Below are 23,002 nucleotides of genomic sequence, written 5' to 3'. Positions count from 1 at the left end.
CGAGCTCGTCACCACCATCGAGGGCATCGGCGAGCTGCGCCAGCGCTTCACGGGCTGAGCCCCGGACGTACAAGGCGCGGCCGGGTCGGTTCAGCCGGCCGCGAGCGCCGTCGGCCGCTTCACAGTGACGTCGATCGCTTTCACAGCGACGTCGGTCACCTCGCGGTGCCTTCGGTCATCTCGCAGTGCCGTCGGTCGCTGCACAGCGCCTTCGGTCACTTCACGTTGACGCCGGCCCAGGCCGCGTCCACGCCCTTGTACTCCTTGCTGTCCTTGCCGTACAGGTCGCCCGCGGCCTTCAGCGACGCCTCACGGGCGCCCTTGTAGTCCGTGTTGGACGTCATGTACGTGGTCAGCGCCTTGAACCAGACCTTCTCGGCCTTGTCGCGGCCGATGCCCTCGACCTTCTTGCCGTCCTTGGTCGGGCTGTCGTACTTGACGCCGTTGATCTCCTTGGCGCCGCTGCCCTCGGACGCCAGGTAGAACCAGTGGTTGGCGACGCCGGAGGAGTAGTGCACGTCCATGTTGCCGACGTCCGAGGACCAGAAGTCGGCGGACTGGCCGTCCTTGCTGGGCTTGTCCATGTAGCGCAGCGGGGTGCCGTCGCCGTTGATGTCGATCTTCTCGCCCATGAGGTAGTCGCCCGGGTCCTCGGCGTTCTTGGCGTTGAACTCGACCGCCGTGCCGAAGATGTCGGAGGTGCCCTCGTTGAGGCCGCCGGACTCGCCGCTGTACTCCAGGTTGGCGGTGGCCGAGGTGACCCCGTGGCTCATCTCGTGCGCCGCCACGTCGATCTCGGTCAGGGGCTTCTTGTCGCCCTCGCCGTCGCCGTAGGTCATGCAGAAGCAGCTGTCGTCCCAGAACGCGTTGACGTAGCCGTTGCCGTAGTGGACGCGGGACGTGGCGCCCTTGCCGTCGCCCTTGATGCCGTCGCGGCCGTGCACGTTCTTGTAGTAGTCCCAGGTGACCTGGGCGCCGTACGCGGCGTCCACGGCGGCGGTCTCCGGGTTGTCCGGCTTGCCGTTGCCCCACTCGTCCTTGTCCTTGGTGAAGAGCTTGCCCTCACCGGACTGGCCGTGGTCCAGGTTGAGCGTCTTGTGGCCGCCGCGGCCCTTGTCCGTCAGGGAGAAGCCGCTGCCCTCCTTGGAGGTGCCCAGCTCCACCTTGCCGCTGTACTCGCTGGTGCCGGCGCCGTTCTCGATGCCCTGGTACTCGAAGATCTTCTTGCCGGTGTCGGCGTCCGTGATGACGTGCATCTGGTTGGGCGTGCCGTCCTTCTGGACGCCGCCGACCACGGTCTCGTACGCGAGGACCGGGGTGCCCTTGGCCGCCCAGATCACCTTGCGCGGGGCCTTGTCGGCGGCCGCCTTGGCGCCGGACACGGCCTTGGCGGCCTTCAGCGCGCTCTGCTGGGCGGCCTTCGGGGCCACCTTCGGCGTGAGCGAGGCGACCTTGACGGCGGCCTTCGTCGACTTGGTGACGTCCTTGACCTTGCCGTCCTTGGCCTGGTGCACGACCAGGTCGCCGCCGAGCACGGGCAGCCCCGCGTACGTACGGTCGTACCGGGTGTGCACGGTGCCGTCGACGTCCTTGATGACGTCCTTGACGACCAGCTTCTCCTGCGAGCCGAGGCCGAGCGTCTTCGCCGCCTTCGCCGTGGTGGCGTTGGCGCTGTGCATCAGCTCGACGCGCTGCGAGGGCGAGAGCTTGACGGACTGGGCGCCCAGCTCTCTCGCCGTGGGGGCGGCGCCCGCGGAGCCGGTCGTCAGACCGGTGGTGACCAGTGCGGCGGCGGTGGCGATGGCAGCGGCGGCGGATATACGGGTAGCGCGAGTCCTCACGCGAACTCCTTCTTGCTGTGGGGGTTCGGTACGGACGGCGGGGAAGGGCTGTCCGGACCGAAACAAGAGGTGTGGGTGTGACGTGCGCTGTGAGACTCCCATCCGGGGCGCGTACATGTCACTGGTCGAACATCAGGTTGGCTGGAATTCGTCCGTTCGCCGTTGATTCACATCCGCATAACGAACAGGACACGGAAGGGCCTGCGGAAATGGGTAAGACGCCGCCCGGGGGAGTCGAACTCACCCCGGACGGCGTCTCGTTCAGTCGCCTGCCGGTCAGCCGCGCACCGCAGGCCGTGAGGGGATCAGAAGGTCAGCTTCCAGCTGTCGATGAAGCCGGTGTCGCCCGCGAGCACGTCCTGGACCCGCAGATTCCAGACACCGCTGGCCGATTCCGCGGAGGCGTTGACGGTGTACGTGGCGTTCACGTTCTCCGCCGAGTCCCACGGGTCGTAGTTCTTCAGCCGGTAGGACTTGCTGCTCGGCGCCACCAGCTCGACGACCAGGTCGCCGCGGTAGGTGTGCTTGATGTCCACGGCCACCTTGAGCGCGGCCGGGGCGTTGCCGCTGCGGGTCACGGTCACCGGCGAGGTGACCGCCGCACCCGAGTCGGGGATCGCGACATCGGTGCTGTTCTCGAACTCGCTGCCCTCGTCACCGCCGGTCACGGTCCACTTGAAGGCGGCCGTGCCCGTCTTGTTGGCCGAGTCCGTCACCGTCACGGTCACATTGCTCGCGCCGACGGCCGTCGGGTTGCCGGAGATCAGCCCCGTCGCCGCGTCGATCTTGAGGCCGGCGGGCAGGCCGGTCGCCGCGTACTTCAGCGCGCCCGGGTTGGTGCTCGTCGCCTTGATCTGGAGGTTCACGGCCTGGTTCAGCTTGGTCGTCTGGTCACCGGGGCCGGTCACCGAGACGCCGCCGGAGGGGACCCGGCTGCCGACGGCGATGCCGGCCCAGGCGTTCGCCGCGTTGTTGTACGTCTCGCTGCCGACGCCGAACAGCTCGCCGGCCGCCCACAGCGTCGCCTCACGCGCGCCCGCGTAGTTGGTGTTGGAGCGCATCCGCTGGGTCAGCGCCTTGAACCAGATCTTCGCCGCGTTGTCCCGGCCGATGGCGGTGACCGGCAGCCCGTCGGAGGTCGGGCTGTCGTAGTGCACGCCGTTGATGTCCTTCGGGCCGCTGCCCTCGGACGCCAGGTAGAACCAGTGGTTGGCCGGGCCCGACGAGTAGTGCACGTCGATGCCGCCGATGCCCGCGTACCAGCTGTCCTTGGACGACCGGTCCTTGCTGGGCTTGTCCATGTAGCGCAACGGGGTGCCGTTCCCGTTGATGTTGATCTTCTCGCCGATCAGGTAGTCGCCCACGTCGCTCGGGTTGTTGGCCCAGAACTCGACGGCCGTCGCCATGATGTCGGAGGTGGCCTCGTTCAGGCCGCCGGACTCACCGCTGTAGGTGAGGTTGGCGGTGGCGGAGGTGACGCCGTGCGTCATCTCGTGCGCGGCCACGTCGATCGAGGTCAGCGGCTTGGTGTTGCCCTGGCCGTCGCCGTACGTCATGCAGAAGCAGCTGTCGTCCCAGAACGCGTTGACGTAGGCGTTGCCGTAGTGGGTGCGGCTGTACGCGCCGACGCCGTCGCCCCGGATGCCGCTGCGCCCGTGCACGTTCTTGTAGTAGTCCCAGGTGAGCTGCGCGCCGTAGTGCGCGTCGACGCCGGCGGTCGCCGCGTCGCTCGTCGTCCCGTTGCCCCAGGTGTCGTCGGAGTCGGTGAACAGCGTGCCGGTGCCGGACGTGCCGCGGTTGAGGTTGTAGGTCTTGTGGCTGCCGCGCGTCGTGTCGTTCATCTGGTACGAACTGCCCGACCCGGACGTGCCGATGGTGACCTTGCCGCTGTACTGGCTGTTGCCCGTGCCGTTCTTGACGCCCTGGAACTCGAAGAGCTTCTTGCCGGTCTTCGCGTCCGTGATGACGTGCAGCTGGTTGGGGGTGCCGTCGTCCTGGAAGCCGCCGACCACGGTCTCGTACGCGAGGGTGGGGGAGCCCTTCGCGGCCCAGACCACCTTGCGCGGCGCCTTGTCCGCGGCGGTCTTCTTCGAGCCCTGCGACTTCGCGGAGGCGACCGCCGACTTCTCGGCCGCAGACGGGGCGACGGCGGCCTTCGTCGTGGCCACCCGCACCCGCGCCTTGGTGGCCTTGGCCACCGACCGGAGCTTGCCGCTCTTGGTCTCGTCGACGACCAGGTCGCCGCCGAGCACGGGCAGCCCGTCGTACGTCCGCTCGTACCGGGTGTGCACCGTGCCGTTCGCGTCCTTCGTGGCGTCCCGGACGACGAGCTTCTCCTTGGCCCCGAGGCCCAGGCTCTTGGCGGTCTCCGCCTTGGTGGCGTTCGCTTCCTTGAGCAGTGCGGCGCGTTGCGACGGCGAGAGCTTGACCGGCTGCGCACCGGGATCGGCCTTGGCGATCACCTTGCCGCCGGCCGCGGACGCGTCGTCCGGGCGGGCCGTGGCCGAACCGGCCTGTACTCCGACGGCGATCATGGCTCCCGCGGCGACGAGAGCGCCGGTCGCCATGGCGCGCCGATGGGGGGTGCGTCTCACGCTGACTCCTTCTGCGGTGGCCACGACGGGAGGCGCGGCCGACGGAGACCGGGCGGCGGGGTGGTCGCCCGGGCAGATCGAGGCAGAACAGATGGAGCGTCCGCCGCATCTCAGGCCCGCCCGGACCGGTTGGGTCGGGCGGCCGCGGTGCGCCGGGGCGTGGGGGGTGAGCGGCGACGCCGGCCGGCTGGGGAGATGGGGGAGCCGTGCGTCAACCGAGGGAAGAGTGTCACCGGAAGCCGCCATATGTCAGGGGCGTGACAACAATTGGCCGGAAACCGTCCGTTGCGCAGTGATCGCGGTTCGTATAGCGGTCGCACGGCCTGGGGCGTACAGGCAGCCGCGGCGCACGCGCCGACCTGCTGCGACGCGCGTACGGAGGCCGGCGCGACGGCCCGAACGGCACGGGCGCACCGGACCTTACGACGCGTGGAGGGTGAGCTCCGGGACGTACGTACGATGATCCGTACGATCATCGAATGACCACGTCACCGCTGCCCGCCGCAGAACCACCGCACCACCTCGGCGACCCCCGCGAACTCGCCGACGCGTACCTCGACTACTACCGCGCCACGCTGCTCCGCAAGCTCGACGGCCTCGACGAGACCGAGCTGCGCACCAGCCGGCTGCCGTCCGGCTGGACACCGCTGGAGCTGGTCAGGCACCTGACCTGGGTCGAACTGCGCTGGTTCCGCTGGGGCTTCCAGGGCGCGGCCATGGAAGCGGAACGGGCCTGGGGCGACCGGGGGCCCGGCGGCCGGTGGCACGTCCCCGAAGGCGAGACGGCCGAGACCGTGCGGGCCGCCTTCACCGCGCAGTGCGAGCACTCGCGCGAGATCGCGTCCGGCGTGCCGAGCGGCCAACGCGCCCGCACCGGTGGCCGGTTCGCGACGGAGGCGGACGCGCCGACGCTCGGCTGGATCCTCTTCCACGTCCTCCAGGAGTACGCCCGCCACGTCGGCCAGCTCGACGTGGTCCGTGAACTGGCGGACGGCGCGACAGGGGAGTGACGCCGGTACCCTTCGGGTCAACGACGGGCCGCATGGGCGTCTACTCGCCTGTACGGCAACGAGGTCTAAGGGGAACCGGATGCTGACGGAGGCGTTGGCCGCGCTGGCCGGGGCGGGCGGCACAGCGGTGGTCCAGGCGGCCGGTACGGACGCGTGGACCGCGTTCCGGAACCGGCTCGCGACGTTTTTCGGCCGAAGCGGCGAGCGGAGCGCCCGCACCACGCTGGAGCGGCTGGACCGTACGGCCGCGGAGCTGACCGCCGGCGCGTCGAACGGTTCGCCGGACGGCCCGCCGGACGCCTCGCGCGACGACGAACTCCGCGACCGGCTGCGGGACCGCTGGCAGAACCGCATCGCGGACCTCCTGGAGGACCTCGACGACGACGAACGGGAGGCCGCAGCCGAGGAGTTGCGCGCCGCCGTCTCGCTGGTCGACCGCCGCATCGGCGACGCGCGCGGCGTCCAGGTGGCGGGCGACCACGGCCTCGCCGCCGGCTCCGTCACCGCACGCGCCGAACAGGGCTCGATCGCGGGCGGCGTCGTCAACATCGACGGGGACGTGACCCTGGGAAACCCCTCAAGGCCGGATTCGCCCCAGAACTGAGGGAATCCGGCCCGGCGTCCGCGAACGGCGGGCTCGTGCCCGGGCCCGTGCCGGGGCTCGCACCTGGGTCCGTACCGGGACTCGTGCCGGGGTCTGTCCCGGGGGCCGTACCGGGACTCGCACCCGGGTACGTGCCGGGGCCCGCGGGGGCCGTCGCCGCGAGCGACGGCTCGATCGCCGCGATGCGCATCGGCCAGGTCGTGGTCAACGGCGCGGGCCGGCCGCCGGTCCGCTGGCCCCAGCAGGTTGGCGTCATCCCCGGCCGCGCCGACTGCTTCCAGCACCGGCTGGCCGTCGACGACCTCGACGCGGCGGTGGCCGACGGCGGCACGGCCGTGCTCTGCCAGGTCATCTCCGGCACCGGCGGCGTCGGCAAGACGCAGCTCGCCGCCCACTACGCCCGCCGCCAGTGGGACAGCGGCGGGGTGGACCTGCTGGTGTGGGTCACCGCGAGCGGCCGGGACGCCGTCGTCTCCGCCTACGCGCACGCCGCCGCCCAGGTCGCCGATCCTGGCGACACCGATCCGGAGCAGGCCGCCCGTACGTTCCTGAGCTGGCTGGAGACCACGGCGGTGCGCTGGCTCGTGGTCCTCGACGACCTCGCCGACCCCGGCCTGCTGCGCGGCCTGTGGCCGCCGCGCGCCGGGGCCGGCCGGGTCATCGTCACCACCCGCCGCCGCGACGCCGCGCTGACCGGCAGCGGCCGGCGGCTCATCAGCGTCGGCCTGTTCAGCCCGCGGGAGGCCGCCGCCTATCTGACGGCGACGCTCGCCACGCACGGCCGGGCCGACGACGAGGCGCAGATCCGCGCGCTGGCAGCCGACTTGGGCTGCCTGCCGCTGGCCCTCGCGCAGGCCGCCGCGTATCTGATCGACCGCGGCCTGGACTGCGCCGCCTACCGCCAGCGGTTCGCGGACCGCCGCCGCGCCCTCGCCGAGGTGCTGCCCGAGGACGGCGCCCTCCCCGACGAGCAGCGGACGTCGGTGGCCGCGACCTGGTCGCTCTCCATCGAGCTGGCCGACCGGCTCGCCCCGCGCGGCCTCGCCCGGCCGCTGATCCAACTGGCCTGCCTCCTCGACCCCAACGGCATCCCCGCCACCGTCCTCACCAGCCCCGCGGCCCTCGCCTACCTCACCGAGCACCGGGCGGACGCGGGCGGCCGGGACGTGGACGAGGAGAACGCGAGCGACGCCCTGCACTGCCTGCACCGGCTCAACCTCGCGGACCTCACGGACCCGTCGGTGCCCGGCCCCGGCGCCCCGGCCGCGCCCGTACGCACGTACGCCGACGCGGCCCACCGCTCCCTGCGCGTACACGGCCTGATCCAGCGCGCCACCCGCGACGAGCTGACCGAGGACGCCCTCGACTGGGCCGTACGGGCCGCCTCCGGGGCCGTACTCGAAGCGTGGCCGGCGGCCGAGACGGCCGCCGACCACCGGGTGCTGCGCGCCAACGCCGACGCCCTGGACACCCACGCGGGCCCCCGGCTGTGGTCGGCCGCCGCCCACCCCGTGCTCGTACGGGCCGCCCAGAGCCTCTGGGAGTCCGGGGCCGTCGTCGCCTCCATCGGCTACACCCGCCGGCTGTACGAATCGGCGGAGCGGCACCTCGGTGCCGCGCACCCCGACACCCTCGCCGTCCGCGGCGAACTGGCCCTGCGGCAGGGGCGCGCGGGGGACTGGGCGAAGGCCGCCGCCGCGACCGCGGAACTCCTCGCCGAACGGCAGCGGACGCTGGGCCCCGCCCACCGGGAGACGCTCCTCACCCAGCGCGACCTCGCGGGCTGGCTCGCCAACGGCCGCGACTGGCTCGGCGCCATCGCCGTCACCGAGGCCATGCTCGCCACCCAGCAGGAGGCCCTGGGCGACGGCCACCCGGACCTCCTCGCCACCCGCCGCAACCTCGCCCAACTCCGCCGCGACAGCGGCGACCGGGAGGGCGGGGCCGCCGACAACGCCGACGTGCTCGCCGCGCAGAAGCGGCTGCTGGGTCTCGCGGACCCCTCCATCCTGCCGACCTGTCACCGGATCGCCGAATGGCGGCTGACCGCGGGAGACCGGGCCGGGGCGGTCGCGGTCTGGGAGGAGCTGCTGAGCGAGCGCGAGCGGGAACTCGGCCGGGAGCACCCCGGCACCCTCGCCGCCCGGCTCCACCTCGCCCAGTGGCGGGCGCAGGCGGGCGACCCGGCCGGCGCCGCCGCCGAGACCCGGGAACTGCTGGAGGAGCAGGCGCGCGTCCTGGGCCGCGACCACCCCGACACCCTCGCCACCCGCCGCCACCTCGCCGACCGGCTCGTGCACGTACGGGACCGGCAGGGCGCGGTCGCCGAGACCGAGGTGCTGCTCGGCGACCTGGAACGGCTGCTGGGCCGGGACCACCCCGACACCCTCGCGGCCCGCCGGGCACTGGCCGACCGGCGCGGACAGGCGGGCGACTGGGCGGGCGCCATCGCCGACACCGAGGAACTGCTGGCGGAGCTGGCGCGGCTGTGGGGACCGGACCACACCGAGACGCTGCTGATGCGCCGTACGCTCGCGGCCCGGCGCGGGCAGGCGGGCGACTGGGCCGGGGCGATGGCCGAGACCGAGGCGCTCCTCGTGGAACAGGAACGGGTGCTGGGCCGCGGCCACCCCGCCACACTGGCCACCCGCAGCGCCATAGCCGAACGCCGCGGCCACGCCGGGGACTGGGCGGGCGCCATCGCCGTCACCGAGGAACTCCTCGCCGACCAGCGGCGGCTGCTGGGCCCGGCGCACCGCGACACCTGGGCGACCCGCCGCCGGCTCGCCGACCGCCGGGGCCAGGCCGGGGACATCGCGGGCGCGGTCGGCACGCTCCACGAGGTCCTCGCCGAACAGCGCGCCGAACTGGGCCAGGACCACCCCGAGACCTGGACGACCCGCCTCCACCTGGCGCACTGGGTGGGCATGTCCCGCGACTGGGACGGGGCCATGGAGACGCTGGAGGAGGTGCTGGCCGAGAAGCGGCGGCTGCTGGGTCCGGACCACCCGGACCTGCTCGCCACCCGGCGGCGGCTCGCGACCTGGTGGGAGAGCTCGGGGGACTGGGCCGGGGCGAACGAGACGCTGGCGCATCTGCTCGCCGAGCACGAACGCGTCCTGGGCCCGGACCACCCCGACACCCGCGCGGTCCGCCGCCGGCTGGCCCGCTGGCGCATGCCGTCGTACCCGAGGCCGCGGGGCGGGAAGGGCGGCAGGAAAGGGGCCGGACCGCGGTGACGGCGGAGAGCGCGCGGTACGGCGGGGCGTGGCGTGGTTGTCCGCCGATCCGCTTCCGCCCTAGCCTCCTCCTATCGCTCCGTCGGCTTCCACCGGCGCCGGGGGCCGGCGGCGACAGCACCGGCGTCGAGAGGCGGCACCCGTGGCAGAGCGGTTGAACGTGCAGCACCCGATCCTGAAGCGCATGTACCACCTCGACGGCGACGTCGAGAAGCGCACGGGCATCTACGACGACTGGGCCGGCGCGTACGACGAGGACACCGTCGAGCAGCTGGGCTACGTCGGCCCGCCCCTGGTCGCCGGCCTCGTGGCGGAACTGGTCCCCGCCGACACCCCGGTCCTGGACGCCGGCTGCGGTACGGGCCTGGTGGGCGCCGAACTGGCGGCGCGCGGCTTCACGGCCGTCGACGGCGTCGACCTCTCCGAGGGCATGCTGAAGGTCGCCCGGAGCAAGGGCGTCTACCGACGGCTGGAGTGCGCGGACATCACCCGCCCGCTGCCCTTCGCCCCCGGCGGTTACGGCGCGGTGAGCTGCGCGGGCACCTTCACGGCCGGACACGTCGGCCCCGAGGGCATCGACCCGCTCGTCGCGGCCGCGCGCCGGGGCGGGTACGTCGTGATGACGGTGCTGACCCAGGTGTGGGAGGACATGGGCTTCGCCCGCCACGTGGCCGAACTGACGAGCCAGGGCGCCGTCACCGTCGTCGAGGACCGCCCCGACCAGACGTACCACACGAGCGAACCGGTCACGTGCCGCCTGGTGGTGCTGCGCGCGGAGCGGTGACGGGGCCGCCCGCCCGGGGGTCCGCGGGCTCGCGGATGCGCTTTCGTCGCCCCGGCTAGAGTGAATCAATGATCATTCCTGGCGAAATGCTGCCCGGCGGCGTCCTTTTGCGACTCCTTTCCGGCGACGACGCGGAAGCACTGCGTTCCGCGTACACGGCGAACCGGGAGTATCTGGCCCCTTGGGAGCCCCGCCGCCCGGAGAGCTTCTTCACCGTCGAGGGCCAGGCGGCACGCGTCGCCGAGCAGCTGCTGAACTTCTCGGAGCGGCGCGCGGTGCCCTGGGTCATCGAGGGCGACGGCGCCGTCATCGGCACGATCACGCTCTCGGGACTGACCTTCGGGCCCTTCCGTAGCGCGTACCTGGGGTACTGGGTGGCCGCCGACCAGCAGGGCAGGGGGCTGGCCGGCGCCGCTGTGGCCAGCGTCTGCCGCGCGGCGCGCGACCGCGTCGGCCTGCACCGCATCGAGGCCGCCACGCTGCTCGACAACGCCGCGTCGCAACGCGTGCTGGAGAAGAACGGCTTCGAGCCGATCGGCATGGCGCCGCGCTATCTGCACATCGACGGGGAATGGCGGGACCACCGCATGTTCCAGCGGATTCTGCATGACGGCCCGCCGGAGAACTGACGACTGCTCGCGGCTACGGCCGCTAAAGGGCCGCTTGTGGCCAGGGCCGCCGGGCGTACGGTCACCCGCCCGCGATCACCACTCTGAGTCCATCGAGGGACTCCCGGAAGAAGTCCGCCAGAGTGCGTTCCCCGGTGTCGCCGATCCAGCGCCCGAAGCCGACCTTGAAGACGGCGATGCCGACCTCCGCGGTGAGGTGCGCGGCCGAGGGTTCGATGCCGCGGCGGCGCAGCGCGGCGACGAGCGCGGCGGACAGTGACGCCAGCTTGATCAACTCGCGCTCGCGCAGCTCCGCGTTGGCCATGATGACGGCGTGGCGCTGCCGGACCCGCTCGTGGCGGGGGTCGAAGTACCGGGCGGCGATGGTCTCCAGCGCCGAGGCCATCGCGTCGATCGGCGCGACCGTGTCCGGGATGCCGGTGAAGGTGTCGACGAAGGCCTGCTCCAGCGTGTGCGCCTCGCCGAAGAGCACCTCGCGCTTGTCGGCGTAGTGCCGGAAGAACGTCCGCTCGGTGAGTCCGGCGCGCTCGGCGATCTGCGCGGCGGTGGTCTGCTCGAACCCGCGCTCGCCGAAGAGGTCCAGCGCCGCTTGTTCGAGGCGTCCGCGCGCGTTGGGCTCCCATCGGCTCATGCGGCGATTCTACGCGATGACAGTCACTGACATCGAGGTGCTACTGTCGATGACAGTTGCTGACATCGACTCGTCCGCCGCGCGGCGCACAGGCGTGGCGGACGGCTTATGCGGAGGTATTCCCCATGCGCGTATTCGTCACCGGAGCATCCGGCTGGATCGGTTCAGCCGTCGTCCCCGAACTCATCGGCGCGGGCCACCAGGTCCTCGGGCTCGCCCGCTCCGACGAGTCGGCCGCCACGCTCGCCGAGGCGGGCGCCGAGGTGTGCCGCGGGACGCTCGACGACCTCGGCGTCCTGCGCGGCGCGGCCGCCGGTTCCGACGGAGTGATCCACCTCGCCTACAAGCACGACCTCATGATCGGCGGAGATGCCGGCGCGGCCGTCGAGGCGGACCGGCGTGCCATCGACGCGTTCGGCGAGGCGCTGGCCGGTTCCGGACGCCCGCTCGTCATCGCCAACGGAACCCTCGGAGTGACTCCGGGCCGGATCCTCACGGAGCAGGACGGCCAGGCGTCCGCCGAGGGGAGCGCCGCCGAGGGGAGCGCTCAGAGCGGCGGCCCGGCCACGCGCATGGCCAACGCGCACGCGGCGGTCGCCCTCGCGGAGGGCGGCGTCCGCTCGTCCGTCGTGCGGCTCGCCCCGACCGTGCACGGCGACGGGGACTACGGCTTCCTCCCCGTCCTCATCGGCGTCGCCCGCGAAAGGGGCGTCGCCGGCTACATCGGCGACGGCGCCGCCCGCTGGTCCGCCGTGCACCGGTTCGACGCCGCGCGCCTCTTCCGGCTCGCGGCGGAGAGCGCGCCGGCGGGCTCGACGCTGCACGCGGCCGGGGACGAAGGGGTGCCGATGCGCGACATCGCCGAGGCGATCGGCCGCGGCCTCGGCCTGCCCACGGCCTCGATCTCCCCGGCTGACGCGCCCGCGCACTTCGGCTGGCTGGCGCCCACGCTCGACCTGGACAGCCCCGCCTCCAGCGCCCGTACGCGCGAACTGCTGGACTGGCGGCCGACCGGCCCCGGGCTCCTCGACGACCTCGACAAGGGGCACTACTTCGCCGACCGGCCGGCCTGAGCGCGGGACCGGCCCGCAGGTTCGCAGGCTTGACCTGCTTGACCTGCTTGACCTGCTTGACCTGCGTGACCTGCTTGGGCTCGGGGCGGCGGGCGGCGCGGCGTGCCCGTAGCGCCCGCCGCCCGCCCGTACGCACCGACGCCTCAAGCCCACCTGCGGAACCCGGATTCGGCGCTCGGCCCGGACCCGTACTCCGGACCCGTCAGACCAGGCTCTCCCGCCAGGCCCGGTGCAGGTCCGCGAACCGGCCCGTCCCGGCGATGAGTTCGGCCGGGGCGCCGTCCTCGACGATGCGGCCGTCGGCCATCACCAGCACCCGGTCCGCTATCTCCACCGTCGAGAGGCGGTGCGCGATCACCACGGCCGTACGGCCGCGCAGCACCGTGTCCATCGCGCGCTGCACGGCCCGTTCGCCGGGGATGTCGAGCGAGGACGTGGCCTCGTCGAGGATGAGGACCGCCGGATCGGCGAGCAGCGCGCGGGCGAAGGCGACGAGCTGCCGCTGGCCCGCCGAGATGCGGCCGCCGCGCTTGCGCACGTCCGTGTCGTAGCCGTCCGGGAGCGCGTCGATGAACTCGTGCGCGCCGATCGCCTTCGCCGCCCGCTCGATCTCCTCGGGCGTGGCGTCGGGCTTGCCGATCGCTATGTTCTCGCCCACGGTGCCGGAGAAGAGGAACGCCTCCTGCGTCACCATCACCACATTGCCGCGCAGGTCCGCGCCGGCCAGTTCGGCGAGCGGCACGCCGTCCAGCAGCACCCGGCCGCCCGTCGGGTCGTAGAACCGGGCGAGCAGCTTCGCCAGCGTCGACTTGCCCGCGCCCGTCGCCCCGACGACCGCGACCGTCTGACCTGCGCGCAGCGTCAGATCGAAGCGGGGCAGCACTTCGCCGCCCTTGCGGTACCCGAAGCGCACCCCGTCGAAGACGACCTCCCGGCCGGGCCGGCCGGCGGGAGGCTCGGGCAGCGGTCGCGGGGACGCCGGTTCCGGTACGGAGGGCCGCTGGGCGAGCAGTCCCGCGATCTTCTCCAGCGAAGCGGCCGCGGACTGGTAGGAGTTGAGGAACATGCCCAGCCGGTCGATCGGGTCGTACAGCCGCCGCAGATAGAGCACGGCCGCCGCGAGCACGCCCAGCGCCAGCTCGCCGGAGGCGACGCGGTACGCGCCCCACACCACGATCGCCGCCAGCGCCGAGTTCGCCACCAGCCGCGACGAGACGACGTAGCGCGCCATCTCCAGTATCGCGGAGCCGTTGACCCGCTCGTGGTGCCGATTGAGCTTCGCGAACTGCTCCTCGTTGACGCGCTCCCGGCGGAACGCCTGCACGGGCCGGATCCCGTTCATCGTCTCCGCGAACTTCACGATGACCTTCGCTATGGCCGTGGACCGCGCCCGGTAGGCGACCATCGAACGGCGCTGGAAGTTCCGGATGAGCAGGTAGAGCGGGACGAAGGCGAACAGCGCCGCGCCGCCCAGCCCCCAGTCGAGGTAGAGCAGCATCGCCGCGATGAACACCGTCGACAGCCCGACCCCGATCAGCTCCTGGAGGCCGTCGTTGAGCAGCTCGCGGATCGACTCGACGTCCGTGGTGGCGCGGGAGATGAGCCGGCCGGAGGTGTACCGGTCGTGGAAGTCCACGCTCAGCGCCTGCCCGTGCCGGAAGATCCGGCCCCGCAGATCGAGCAGCGCGTCCTGGCCGATCCACGCGGAGAGCCGGACGAAGGCGAGTTGCAGCAGGCCCGCGAGCAGGGCGCAGACCACATAGGCGGTGCCCACCGCGATCAAGGGGCCGTAGTCGTGCCGACGGAACGCGGGCACCGCGCGGTCGATCGCGAACGCGACGAGCAGCGGGCCCGCCTGCACCGCCGCCTGCTGTACCAGCAGTACGAGGACGCTCACCCACACCCGCCCGTGGGCGGGCCTCAGCAGCGACCGGAGCAGCGCCCAGGACGCGCCCTTGGGCGCGGGCAGCACGTCATTGTCGAACGAATCGTCCACCGCGGCGGGCGCGGGGCGCTCCTCGTCGGTGACCGGCTGGTCGGAAACGGTGGTGCTCATCGTCGTACGCCCCCCTCGTGGCTGTCGTGGCTGTCGTGACCGGACATCAGCGACGCGTACTCGGCGTTGCCGTGCAGCAGTTCGTGGTGGGTGCCGACGGCCGCTATCCGGCCGCCGGACAGCAGCGCGACGCGGTCGGCGAGCAGGACCGTGGAGGGGCGGTGTGCGACGATCAGCGCCGTCGTGGTCGCCAGCGCCTCCCGCAGCGCGGCTTCCACCAGGGCCTCCGTATGCACGTCGAGCGCGGAGAGCGGATCGTCGAGCACGAGGAACCGCGGTCTGCCCACCACCGCGCGGGCCAGCGCGAGCCGCTGCCGCTGACCGCCGGAGAGGCTGAGCCCCTGCTCGCCGACCTGCGTCCGGGCGCCCTCCGGCAGATCGTGTACGAACCCGGCCTGCGCCACCTCCAGCGCCCGCGCCAGGTCGCCCTCCGCCACGTCCTCGGCGCCCATCAGGACGTTCTCCCCGACCGTGGCGGAGAACAGCGTGGCCTCCTCGAACGCCACGGCGACCAGCGCGCGCACCCTCTCCCGGGGCAGCGCCCGCACATCCGCGCCGTCGAGCGTGATGCGGCCCTCGGTCGGCTCCTGGAGCCGGGGGATCAGCGTGGTGAGCGTCGTCTTGCCGCTGCCCGTGGCCCCGACGAGCGCCATGGTCTCGCCGGGCCGGACGTGCAGATCCACGTCGTGCAGGACGGCCGGGGCGTGCGGCGGCGCGTCGGCGTAGCGGAACCCGACGCCGCGGAGCCGCAGCCCGTCGCCCTCCGGCCGAGCCGCCGCCGTACTCCCGGCGGCAGTGCGCTTCCGTGCGCCGACGCCTCCGTCCGGGTCGCAGGCAGGGCGCTTGCCCGCGCCGCTGTCCGCGCCCGCGCCCGGGCCGTCGGCGGGACGCGCGCCCACGCCGTCGTCCGCGTCCGGGCCGGCGGCCGGAAGAGTGCGAGCGTCGCCGTCTTCGTCCGCGCCGACGCCGGGATGCCTGCGCGCGCCGTCGCCCGCGTTCGAGCCATCGGCGGGATGCCTGCGCACCCCGTCCTGCCCGTCCGGGCCGTCGCCAGGGCGCGTGAGCGGCGCCCGCTCCTCTCCGTCCGGGCCGTCGCCAGGGCGCGTGCGTGCTCCGTCCTGTCCGTCCGTGCCGTCAGCGGGAAGCGTGCGCCGTGCCCCTTCCTCTCCGTCCGGGCCGTAGCCAGGACGCGTACGTGCCCCGCCCTCCCCGTCCGTGCCGTCTGCAGGAAGCCTGCGCCGCGCCCGCTCCTCTCCGTCCGGACCCTCGCCAGGACGCCTGCGCGTCCCGCCCTCCCCGTCCCGGCCGGCCGGTACGTCCTCCGGCACGGGCGCGTCCAGCACCTCGAACAGCCGGTCCGTCGCCGTCGCCGAGTCGTTGCTGATCGCGAGCAGGAAGCCGATGGACTCGACCGGCCAGCGCAGCGCGAGCGCGGTGGACAGGAACGCCACCAGCGTCCCCGCCGACAGCACGCCGTCGGCCACCTGCACCGTGCCGAGCACCAGAGCCGCGGCGATCGCCAGCTCCGGCAGCGTCGTGATCACACCCCAGAGCCAGCCCAGCAGTCCGGCCTTGCGCAGCTCCGTCCCGCGCACCCGCCGCGACAGCGCCCGGAACGCGCGCTCCTGCGCCCGGTGCTGGCCGAAGCCCTTGATGATGCGGATGCCCAGCACGCTCTCCTCGACGACCGTCGTCAGGTCGCCGATCTGGTCCTGCGAGGCGCGCGCCGCCACCGCGTAGCGGTGTTCGAAGACCGAGCACAGCACCACGATCGGCAGGATCGGCGCCAGCAGCACGAGCCCCAGCCCCCACTGCTGGACGAACAGGATGACGCAGCCGACGACGACCGTGACGCCGTTGACCAGCAGGAACGTCATGGGGAAGGCGAAGAACATGCGCAACAGCATCAGGTCGGTCGTGGCCCGCGACAGCAACTGCCCCGACGGCCAGCGGTCGTGGAAGGAGACCGGGAGCCGCTGGAGGTGCCGGTAGAGGTCCGAGCGCATGTCCGCCTCTATCCGGGCCAGGGGCCGCGCCACCAGCCACCGCCGCAGCCCGAACAGCCCCGCCTCCGCGAAGCCGAGGAGCAGCAGCATCCCGCCGCCCAGCCACACCCCCGACGGGTCGCGGCCGGCGACCGGCCCGTCCACGATCCATTTGAGCGCGAGCGGGATGACCAGGCCGATGCAGGACGCCACGACGGCGATCACCGCCGCCGTGACCAGCCGGGCGCGCACCGGCCGCAGGTACGGCAGCAGGCGCAGCAGTGAACGGACGGCGGAGCGGCGCGGGGCGCGCTCCGCGTCCTCCTTCGGATGGGGTACCTCGCTCGTCGTGGGCATCAGTGGCGAGACTACGGTTCACCACTGACAACGCTCACTCGGTTTTCCGGCCCGTGTCGGTCCTGGCCGCCGCGGGCCCGGCCGCCTCGACGACCTTCAGCAGGACGGCCGAGCGCGCCCCGACCGTCAACCGGGTCCCGGCGCGGTGCCGGACGCCCACCCCCTGGTCCGCCTCGCTCGCCGTGTCCACCAGCACCTCGTACGCCCCCGCCCACGGCGCTCCCGGCAGTGTGCAGCGCAGCGCTTCGTCGCCCGTGTGCAGCAGCGCGAGGAAGCTGTCGTCGATGACCGGCACGCCCTGCGGGTCGCGCTGCGCGATGTCCCGGCCCGACAGGTACATGCCGATCGTCGAGGTCGGCGCGTACCAGTCGGCCTCCGTCATCTCCGCCCCGTCCGCCGTGAACCAGGCCAGGTCCCGCAGCCCGTCCGGGGTCTGCCGGCCGGAGAAGAAGGCGCGGCGGCGCAGCACCGGATGGGCGCGGCGCAGTGCGATCAGCCGGGCCGTGAGGTCGCGCAGCGCGCGCCAGCCGGGCTCCTCCAGCAGCGACCAGTCCACCCAGCTCGTCTCGTCGTCCTGGCAGTAGGCGTTGTTGTTGCCGCCCTGGGTGCGCCCCATCTCGTCGCCCGCGACGAGCATCGGCACCCCCGTGGACAGCAGCAGCGTGGTCAGCATGTTGCGCAGCTGCCGCCGCCGCAGCGCCCGTACGGCCGGATCGTCGCTCTCGCCCTCCGCCCCGCAGTTCCACGCCCGGTTGTCGTCGGTGCCGTCCCGGTTGCCCTCCCCGTTGGCCTCGTTGTGCTTGTGCTCGTACGAGACGAGGTCGCGCAGCGTGAAACCGTCGTGCGCGGTGATGAAGTTGACGGAGGCGTACGGGCGCCGGCCGCCCCACGCGTACAGGTCGCTGGAGCCGGAGAGCCGGTAGCCGAGGTCGCGCACGTCCGGGAGGGAGCCCCGCCAGAAGTCGCGCACCGCGTCCCGGTAGCGGTCGTTCCACTCGGTCCACAGCGGCGGGAAGGACCCCACCTGGTAGCCGCCGGAGCCGACGTCCCACGGCTCGGCGATCAGCTTGACCCGCCGCAGCACCGGGTCCTGGGCGATGACGGCGAGGAACGGCGAGAGCATGTCGACGTCGTGCATGGAGCGCGCCAGCGCCGCCGCCAGATCGAAGCGGAACCCGTCGACCCCCATCTCCGTCACCCAGTAGCGCAGCGAGTCGGTGATCAGCCGCAGGACGTTGGGTTGCACCACATGGAGGGTGTTGCCGCAGCCCGTGTAGTCCGCGTAGCGCCGCAGATCGCCCTGGAGGCGGTAGTAGCCCCGGTTGTCGATGCCGCGCAGGGACAGCGTCGGGCCGTACTCGCCCGCCTCGGCCGTGTGGTTGTAGACGACGTCGAGGATGACCTCGATGCCCGCCGTGTGCAGCGCCCGCACCATCCGCTTGAACTCGCCGACCTGCTCGCCGCGCGTCCCCGACGCCGAGTAGGCGGCGTGCGGAGCGAAATAGCCGACCGAGTTGTAGCCCCAGTAATTGCCGAGGCCCCGCCGCAGCAGATGGTCCTCATGGGCGAACTGGTGCACCGGCAGCAGCTCCACCGCTGTCACCCCGAGCCCTCTGAGGTGGTCGATCGCCGCCGGGTGCGCGAGCCCCGCGTACGTGCCGCGCAGCCGCTCCGGAATCCGCGGATGGCGCATGGTGAAGCCGCGCACGTGCAGTTCGTAGATGACGGAATCGGCCCACGGGGTCTTCGGCCGGTGGTCGTCCGCCCAGTCGTCGTCGTCATGGACGACGACGCCCTTGGGCACGTACGGGGCCGAGTCGCGCTCGTCGCGCACGGTGTCGGCGACATGCTGCTGTGGCCAGTCCCGCACATGCCCGTACATCTCGGCGGGCAGCGCGCCCCGCCCGGTCCCCGTGCGCCCGTAGCCGGTGAACTCGCCGTCCACGGCGCGCGCGTACGGGTCGAGGAGCAGCTTGGCCGGGTTCCAGCGGGCGCCCATCCAGGGGTCCCAGCGGCCGTGCACGCGGTAGCCGTACCGCTGGCCGGGGAGGACGCCGGGCACGAAGCCGTGCCAGATCTCGTGCGTCAGCTCGCCGAGCATGCAGCGCGTCTCCGTGCCGTCCGCCGCGAACAGGCACAGCTCCACCGCCTCCGCGCCGCCCGCCCAGAGCGCGAAGTTCGTCCCCGCCACTCCGTCCGGCCCGACTCTGAAGCGCGCCCCCAGCGGCTCCGAGCTCCCGGTCCACACCCGGGCCGCCGCCCGCCGCCCGCCATTGCGGGCGCCGGGCCCGGCGGGGGCCGGCGCGGGCGGGCCGGGGGCGGCCGGGGGAGGGGCGCCGTTCGTACGGATCTCTGCCGGTCCTCCCCGGACGGTCCCCTGCTCGGCTGCGCTCGACACCTGTTTCGCCTCCGGGCGGCTCGCGGACGGCTGCTTCCTGCTGCACAGGACGGCACCGCCACCGCTCAGGCGTCCCGGCCGTGCGGCGGCGATCCCGTCCTTTTACCTGTTCTTCCCAGAACAGGGCATGTCATCACACCTACGGCCGGGACCGGCGGCCGCATACCCCCTCGTTTCCCCCGGTGGAAACGGTCGTTGGTCCCGGCGTGACACATGCAACGAAGCGCGGGGCGCGCACGGGGGCAGGACTCTGCTTCGCAACGGCCGTATCGGCGCTGACGGGGCTCGCGGCGCTCACGGGGTGCGGACGCGGCGAGCCCGCGCCGGACGGCGGCGCGCGGCCGGCCGAGGAAGTCATCAAGGTCGCACCGCGCGACGGCGCGAAAGGCGTACGCGCGGCGGACGCCTTCACCGTGGACGCCCCCGGCGGAAAGCTGGAGCGCGTACGGGTCGCCGCCGTCGAGGACGGCGACGAACGGTCCGTGCCGGGGCGGATCTCGGCGGACGGCCGCAGCTGGCGGCCCACCGGCCGGGCCGGGCTGCGCCTCGCCGCGAAGTACACCGTGGACGCCGTCGCCCTGGACGCTCGCGGCCACCGCGCCGCCCGGCACACCGCGTTCACCACGTACGTGCCGGAGCACCGCTTCGTCGGCTACTTCCAGCCCGAGCACCGGTCCACCGTCGGCACCGGAATGATCGTCTCCCTGGACTTCAACCGCCCCGTCACCGACCGGGCCGCCGTCGAACGCGCCGTCCGGGTCACGGCCGAGCCGCGGACCGAGGTGGCCGCCCACTGGTTCGGCTCCGGGCGGCTGGACTTCCGCCCGCGCGCGTACTGGAAGCCGGGCACCAAGGTCACCCTCGACCTGCGGCTGCGCGATGTGCGCGGCGCGGCGCGGGCGTACGGCATCCAGCAGAAGAAGGTCACCTTCACCATCGGCCGCTCCCAGGTCTCCACGGTGGACGCGGCCGCCCACACCATGGCCGTCGTCCGCGACGGCCGGCGGTTCGCGACGCTGCCGGTCACCGCGGGCGGGCCGGGGAACGCCACGTACAACGGCAAGCTGGTGGTCAGCGAGAAGTACGACGTGACGCGGATGAACGGGCAGACGGTCGGGTTCGGCGGCGAGTACGACATCGAGGACGTGCCGCACGCGATGCGGCTGACCCGCTCCGGGACGTTCCTGCACGGCAACTACTGGGCGCCCGCCAATACGTTCGGCTCCGTCAACACCAGCCACGGCTGCGTGGGGCTCCGCGACGAGCAGGGCGGCAGCCCGTCCACACCGGCTGGCTGGTTCTTCGGCAAGACGCTGATCGGCGACGTGGTCGAGGTGGTCAACTCGCGGGACGGCTCGGTCGCCCCGGACAACGGGCTCAGCGGCTGGAACATGTCGTGGGAGCGGTGGCGGGCCGGGTCGGCGCTGCGCTGAGGCGGGCGGCGAGCCGTCGCGTCCCGGCGCCGGGCGGGGGCCCGGAGCGGACCGTACGGTTCACGCCTTCCGGGCACGCCCCAGCACGCCCGTTCGCACGGCCCTTACCAGCGGCCCCACTTGGGACCGAACGGTGACATTCGCGGAAGGTGATCTGTCAGTGCCCTGTGGTTACCTATCGCCAGGCGCGGTGTGGCGCGCCGCTGAAATACCGCGGGGCCGCGGGCCGTTCGAGGGGAGACGACCGCTTTGGATGCGCAGCCGGGATCGGGGAGGCGGCGGCAGGGCCTGGTGGCACTGCTGCTCGGGGCGTTGTTGCTGCTGGTGACCGCGTGCGGCGGGGGCGGCGGCGGCTCGGACGACGGGAAGAAGGCGGGCGCGAAGCTCGGCGACAAGGCCGAGTCGCGGGCCGTGGTGACCATCGTGCCCAAGGACGGCACGGCCGACGCCGCGACCAGCGGCGCCCTCAGGGTCACCGCCGACAAGGGCACGCTGAAGACCGTGAAGGTCGTCGACTCCAAGGGGAACGAGGTCGACGGGAAGATAGCCGCCGCCGGGACGGCCTGGACGCCGACCGGGCACCTGGGCGCCGCCACCAAGTACACGGTGGACGTCGTCGCGCGGGACAAGGACGGCCGGGAGTCCGCCAAGCACTCGACCTTCACCACGCTCACGCCGAAGAACACCTTCGTCGGCTACTACACCCCGGAGAACGGTTCGACGGTCGGCGTCGGCATGCCGGTCTCGCTCCGGTTCAACCGCGGCATCACCGACCCGAAGGCCGTCGAGTCGGCGATCAAGGTCATGGCCGAGCCGTCCGTGCCGGTCAAGGGGCACTGGTTCGGGAACGACCGGCTCGACTTCCGCCCGGAGAAGTACTGGGCGGCGGGGACCAAGGTGACGCTGTCGTTCGACTTCAACGGCATCGAGGGCCGGCCCGGCGTGTACGGCACCCAGACGCGGACCGTGAAGTTCACCGTCGGCCGCTCCCAGGTGTCCACGGTGGACGCGAGCTCCAAGGAGATGACCGTCAAGCGTGACGGCAAGGTCGTCAAGACCATCCCGATCACCTCCGGAAGCCCCTCCAACCCCACGTACAACGGCCAGATGGTGATCAGCGAGAAGTACGACGTGACGCGGATGAACGGCGAGACGGTCGGCTTCGGCGGCGAGTACGACATCAAGGACGTGCCGCACGCGATGCGGCTCTCCAACTCGGGCACCTTCATCCACGGCAACTACTGGTCGGGGGCCGGCACCTTCGGATCGGTCAACGCCAGCCACGGCTGCGTCGGCCTCTCCGACCAGCGCGGCGGGGGCGACCGGTCCACCCCCGGGGCCTGGTTCTACGGGAGTTCGCTCATCGGCGACGTCGTGATCGTGAAGAACTCCAAGGACCGGACCGTTCAGCCGGACAACGGCCTCAACGGCTGGAACATGTCCTGGGCCGACTGGAACCGGCGCTGAGCGGGACGGGACGGGATGGGGCGGGGCGGCCGGGTCCATGTGACCGAAGGCACCGGCGCGCGCGGCGTTAACGGCAGCTAACCTGCTGCCATGACTGTGCATCTTGAGGCCGCCGAGGGCGTCGGTACCATCCGCCTGGACCGCCCGCCGATGAACGCCCTGGACGCCGCCACCCAGGACCGGCTGCGCGAGCTCGCCGAGGAGGCGACGCGGCGCGAGGACGTGCGCGCCGTGGTGATCTGGGGCGGGGAGAAGGTGTTCGCGGCCGGCGCGGACATCAAGGAGATGCGGAACATGGACCACGCCGCGATGGTGGCCCGTGCCCGCGACCTCCAGGGCGCCTTCACCGCCGTCGCCCGCATCCCCAAGCCCGTCGTCGCGGCCGTCACCGGTTACGCGCTCGGCGGCGGCTGCGAGCTGGCGCTCTGCGCGGACTACCGGATCGCCGCGGAGAACGCCAAGCTCGGCCAGCCCGAGATCCTGCTCGGCCTGATCCCCGGCGCGGGCGGCACCCAGCGGCTGTCCCGGCTCGTCGGCCCGTCCAAGGCCAAGGACCTGATCTTCACCGGCCGCCAGGTGCGGGCCGACGAGGCGCTGACGCTCGGGCTCGTGGACCGGGTCGTACCGGCCGAGGAGGTCTACGAGCAGGCGCACGCGTGGGCGGCCCGGCTGGCCGCGGGGCCCGCCATCGCGCTGCGCGCGGCCAAGGAGGCCGTCGACGCGGGGCTGGAGACCGACATCGACACCGGGCTGGCCATCGAGCGCGGCTGGTTCGCCGGGCTGTTCGCGACGGAGGACCGGGAGACCGGGATGCGGAGTTTTGTCGAGGACGGTCCCGGCAAGGCCAAGTTCCGCTGATCCCTTGTGAGTTATGGGCAGTGCTCGACGTGCCGTGCTCCTT

General features: G+C 72.8%; 15 protein-coding genes. 9 read left to right on the top strand and 6 right to left on the bottom strand.

From position 1 onward, the window contains the following. Positions 1-215: 215 nt before the first annotated feature. Both AB0I22_RS34690 and AB0I22_RS34685 read right to left on the bottom strand, forming a co-directional pair. Positions 216-1,841 carry a M4 family metallopeptidase gene (locus AB0I22_RS34690; RefSeq protein ID WP_363134974.1) on the bottom strand — a complete coding sequence of 542 codons (1,626 nt, stop codon included), beginning with the start codon at positions 1,839-1,841 and terminating at the stop codon, positions 216-218. A gap of 305 nt (positions 1,842-2,146) precedes the next feature. Further along, positions 2,147-4,435, bottom strand: coding sequence for a M4 family metallopeptidase (locus AB0I22_RS34685; protein ID WP_363134973.1), 2,289 nt, complete (start codon positions 4,433-4,435; stop codon positions 2,147-2,149). Between the two features lie 479 nt (positions 4,436-4,914). Between AB0I22_RS34685 and AB0I22_RS34680 the strand changes: the two genes are divergently transcribed. From AB0I22_RS34680 to AB0I22_RS34660, 5 genes are all read left to right on the top strand, one after another. Beyond that, the gene (locus AB0I22_RS34680; RefSeq protein ID WP_363134972.1) at positions 4,915-5,445 is read left to right on the top strand and encodes a DinB family protein; all 531 of its coding nucleotides are present in this window, start codon (positions 4,915-4,917) and stop codon (positions 5,443-5,445) included. A 79-nt stretch (positions 5,446-5,524) separates the two neighbouring features. After that, a complete protein-coding gene (locus tag AB0I22_RS34675; protein WP_363134971.1) occupies positions 5,525-6,049 on the top strand; it encodes a hypothetical protein in 525 nt (174 codons plus the stop codon). Positions 6,050-6,180: 131 nt separating this feature from the next. Continuing rightward, on the top strand, positions 6,181-9,288 hold the full coding sequence (locus tag AB0I22_RS34670; RefSeq protein WP_363134970.1) for a tetratricopeptide repeat protein: 3,108 nt from the start codon (positions 6,181-6,183) through the stop codon (positions 9,286-9,288). Between the two features lie 142 nt (positions 9,289-9,430). Next, entirely contained in the window at positions 9,431-10,072 is a 642-nt protein-coding gene (locus tag AB0I22_RS34665) for a class I SAM-dependent methyltransferase (RefSeq protein ID WP_363134969.1), read from the top strand. 68 nt (positions 10,073-10,140) lie between these two features. Continuing rightward, a complete protein-coding gene (locus AB0I22_RS34660; RefSeq protein ID WP_363134968.1) occupies positions 10,141-10,701 on the top strand; it encodes a GNAT family protein in 561 nt (186 codons plus the stop codon). Between the two features lie 61 nt (positions 10,702-10,762). Here AB0I22_RS34660 and AB0I22_RS34655 read toward each other — a convergent pair whose 3' ends face one another. Continuing rightward, the gene (locus AB0I22_RS34655; RefSeq protein ID WP_363134967.1) at positions 10,763-11,332 is read right to left on the bottom strand and encodes a TetR family transcriptional regulator; all 570 of its coding nucleotides are present in this window, start codon (positions 11,330-11,332) and stop codon (positions 10,763-10,765) included. A gap of 125 nt (positions 11,333-11,457) precedes the next feature. On the opposite strand from AB0I22_RS34655, the gene AB0I22_RS34650 reads away from it, so the two are divergent. Beyond that, a complete protein-coding gene (locus AB0I22_RS34650) occupies positions 11,458-12,405 on the top strand; it encodes an SDR family oxidoreductase (RefSeq protein WP_363134966.1) in 948 nt (315 codons plus the stop codon). A 202-nt stretch (positions 12,406-12,607) separates the two neighbouring features. Here AB0I22_RS34650 and AB0I22_RS34645 read toward each other — a convergent pair whose 3' ends face one another. From AB0I22_RS34645 to glgX, 3 genes are read right to left on the bottom strand one after another with little or no spacing between them, the layout of a single operon-like run. Beyond that, complete coding sequence (locus tag AB0I22_RS34645; protein ID WP_363134965.1) at positions 12,608-14,461, bottom strand: ABC transporter ATP-binding protein; 1,854 nt, start codon at positions 14,459-14,461, stop codon at positions 12,608-12,610. Further along, positions 14,458-16,803, bottom strand: coding sequence for an ABC transporter transmembrane domain-containing protein (locus AB0I22_RS34640; protein WP_363134964.1), 2,346 nt, complete (start codon positions 16,801-16,803; stop codon positions 14,458-14,460). Before AB0I22_RS34640 ends, AB0I22_RS34645 begins: the two co-directional genes overlap by 4 nt. 34 nt (positions 16,804-16,837) lie before the next feature. Next, positions 16,838-19,051: a glycogen debranching protein GlgX gene (gene glgX / locus AB0I22_RS34635; RefSeq protein ID WP_363134978.1), complete on the bottom strand. Its 2,214-nt coding sequence runs from the start codon at positions 19,049-19,051 to the stop codon at positions 16,838-16,840. 356 nt (positions 19,052-19,407) lie between these two features. Between glgX and AB0I22_RS34630 the strand changes: the two genes are divergently transcribed. The 3 genes from AB0I22_RS34630 (at position 19,408) to AB0I22_RS34620 (ending at position 22,959) form a co-directional block, all read left to right on the top strand. Continuing rightward, a complete protein-coding gene (locus tag AB0I22_RS34630) occupies positions 19,408-20,634 on the top strand; it encodes an Ig-like domain-containing protein (protein WP_363134963.1) in 1,227 nt (408 codons plus the stop codon). 249 nt (positions 20,635-20,883) lie between these two features. Continuing rightward, entirely contained in the window at positions 20,884-22,101 is a 1,218-nt protein-coding gene (locus tag AB0I22_RS34625) for an Ig-like domain-containing protein (protein WP_363134962.1), read from the top strand. A 90-nt stretch (positions 22,102-22,191) separates the two neighbouring features. Beyond that, positions 22,192-22,959 carry an enoyl-CoA hydratase-related protein gene (locus tag AB0I22_RS34620; protein WP_363134961.1) on the top strand — a complete coding sequence of 256 codons (768 nt, stop codon included), beginning with the start codon at positions 22,192-22,194 and terminating at the stop codon, positions 22,957-22,959. Positions 22,960-23,002 lie beyond the last annotated feature (43 nt).

This window comes from Streptomyces sp. NPDC050610, from assembly GCF_040654875.1.
Classification (GTDB): Bacteria; Actinomycetota; Actinomycetes; order Streptomycetales; family Streptomycetaceae; genus Streptomyces.
This window is presented reverse-complemented; position numbering and strand designations above follow the sequence as displayed.

Excerpts from the sequence above, each read along its gene's own strand:
- AB0I22_RS34680 (WP_363134972.1), top strand. The coding sequence starts at position 4,915 with ATGACCACGTCACCGCTGCCCGCCGCAGAACCACCGCACCACCTCGGC.
- AB0I22_RS34675 (WP_363134971.1), top strand. The coding sequence starts at position 5,525 with ATGCTGACGGAGGCGTTGGCCGCGCTGGCCGGGGCGGGCGGCACAGCG.
- AB0I22_RS34660 (WP_363134968.1), top strand. The coding sequence starts at position 10,141 with ATGATCATTCCTGGCGAAATGCTGCCCGGCGGCGTCCTTTTGCGACTC.
- AB0I22_RS34655 (WP_363134967.1), bottom strand. The coding sequence starts at position 11,332 with ATGAGCCGATGGGAGCCCAACGCGCGCGGACGCCTCGAACAAGCGGCG.
- AB0I22_RS34650 (WP_363134966.1), top strand. The coding sequence starts at position 11,458 with ATGCGCGTATTCGTCACCGGAGCATCCGGCTGGATCGGTTCAGCCGTC.
- AB0I22_RS34645 (WP_363134965.1), bottom strand. The coding sequence starts at position 14,461 with ATGAGCACCACCGTTTCCGACCAGCCGGTCACCGACGAGGAGCGCCCC.
- AB0I22_RS34640 (WP_363134964.1), bottom strand. The coding sequence starts at position 16,803 with ATGCCCACGACGAGCGAGGTACCCCATCCGAAGGAGGACGCGGAGCGC.
- AB0I22_RS34620 (WP_363134961.1), top strand. The coding sequence starts at position 22,192 with ATGACTGTGCATCTTGAGGCCGCCGAGGGCGTCGGTACCATCCGCCTG.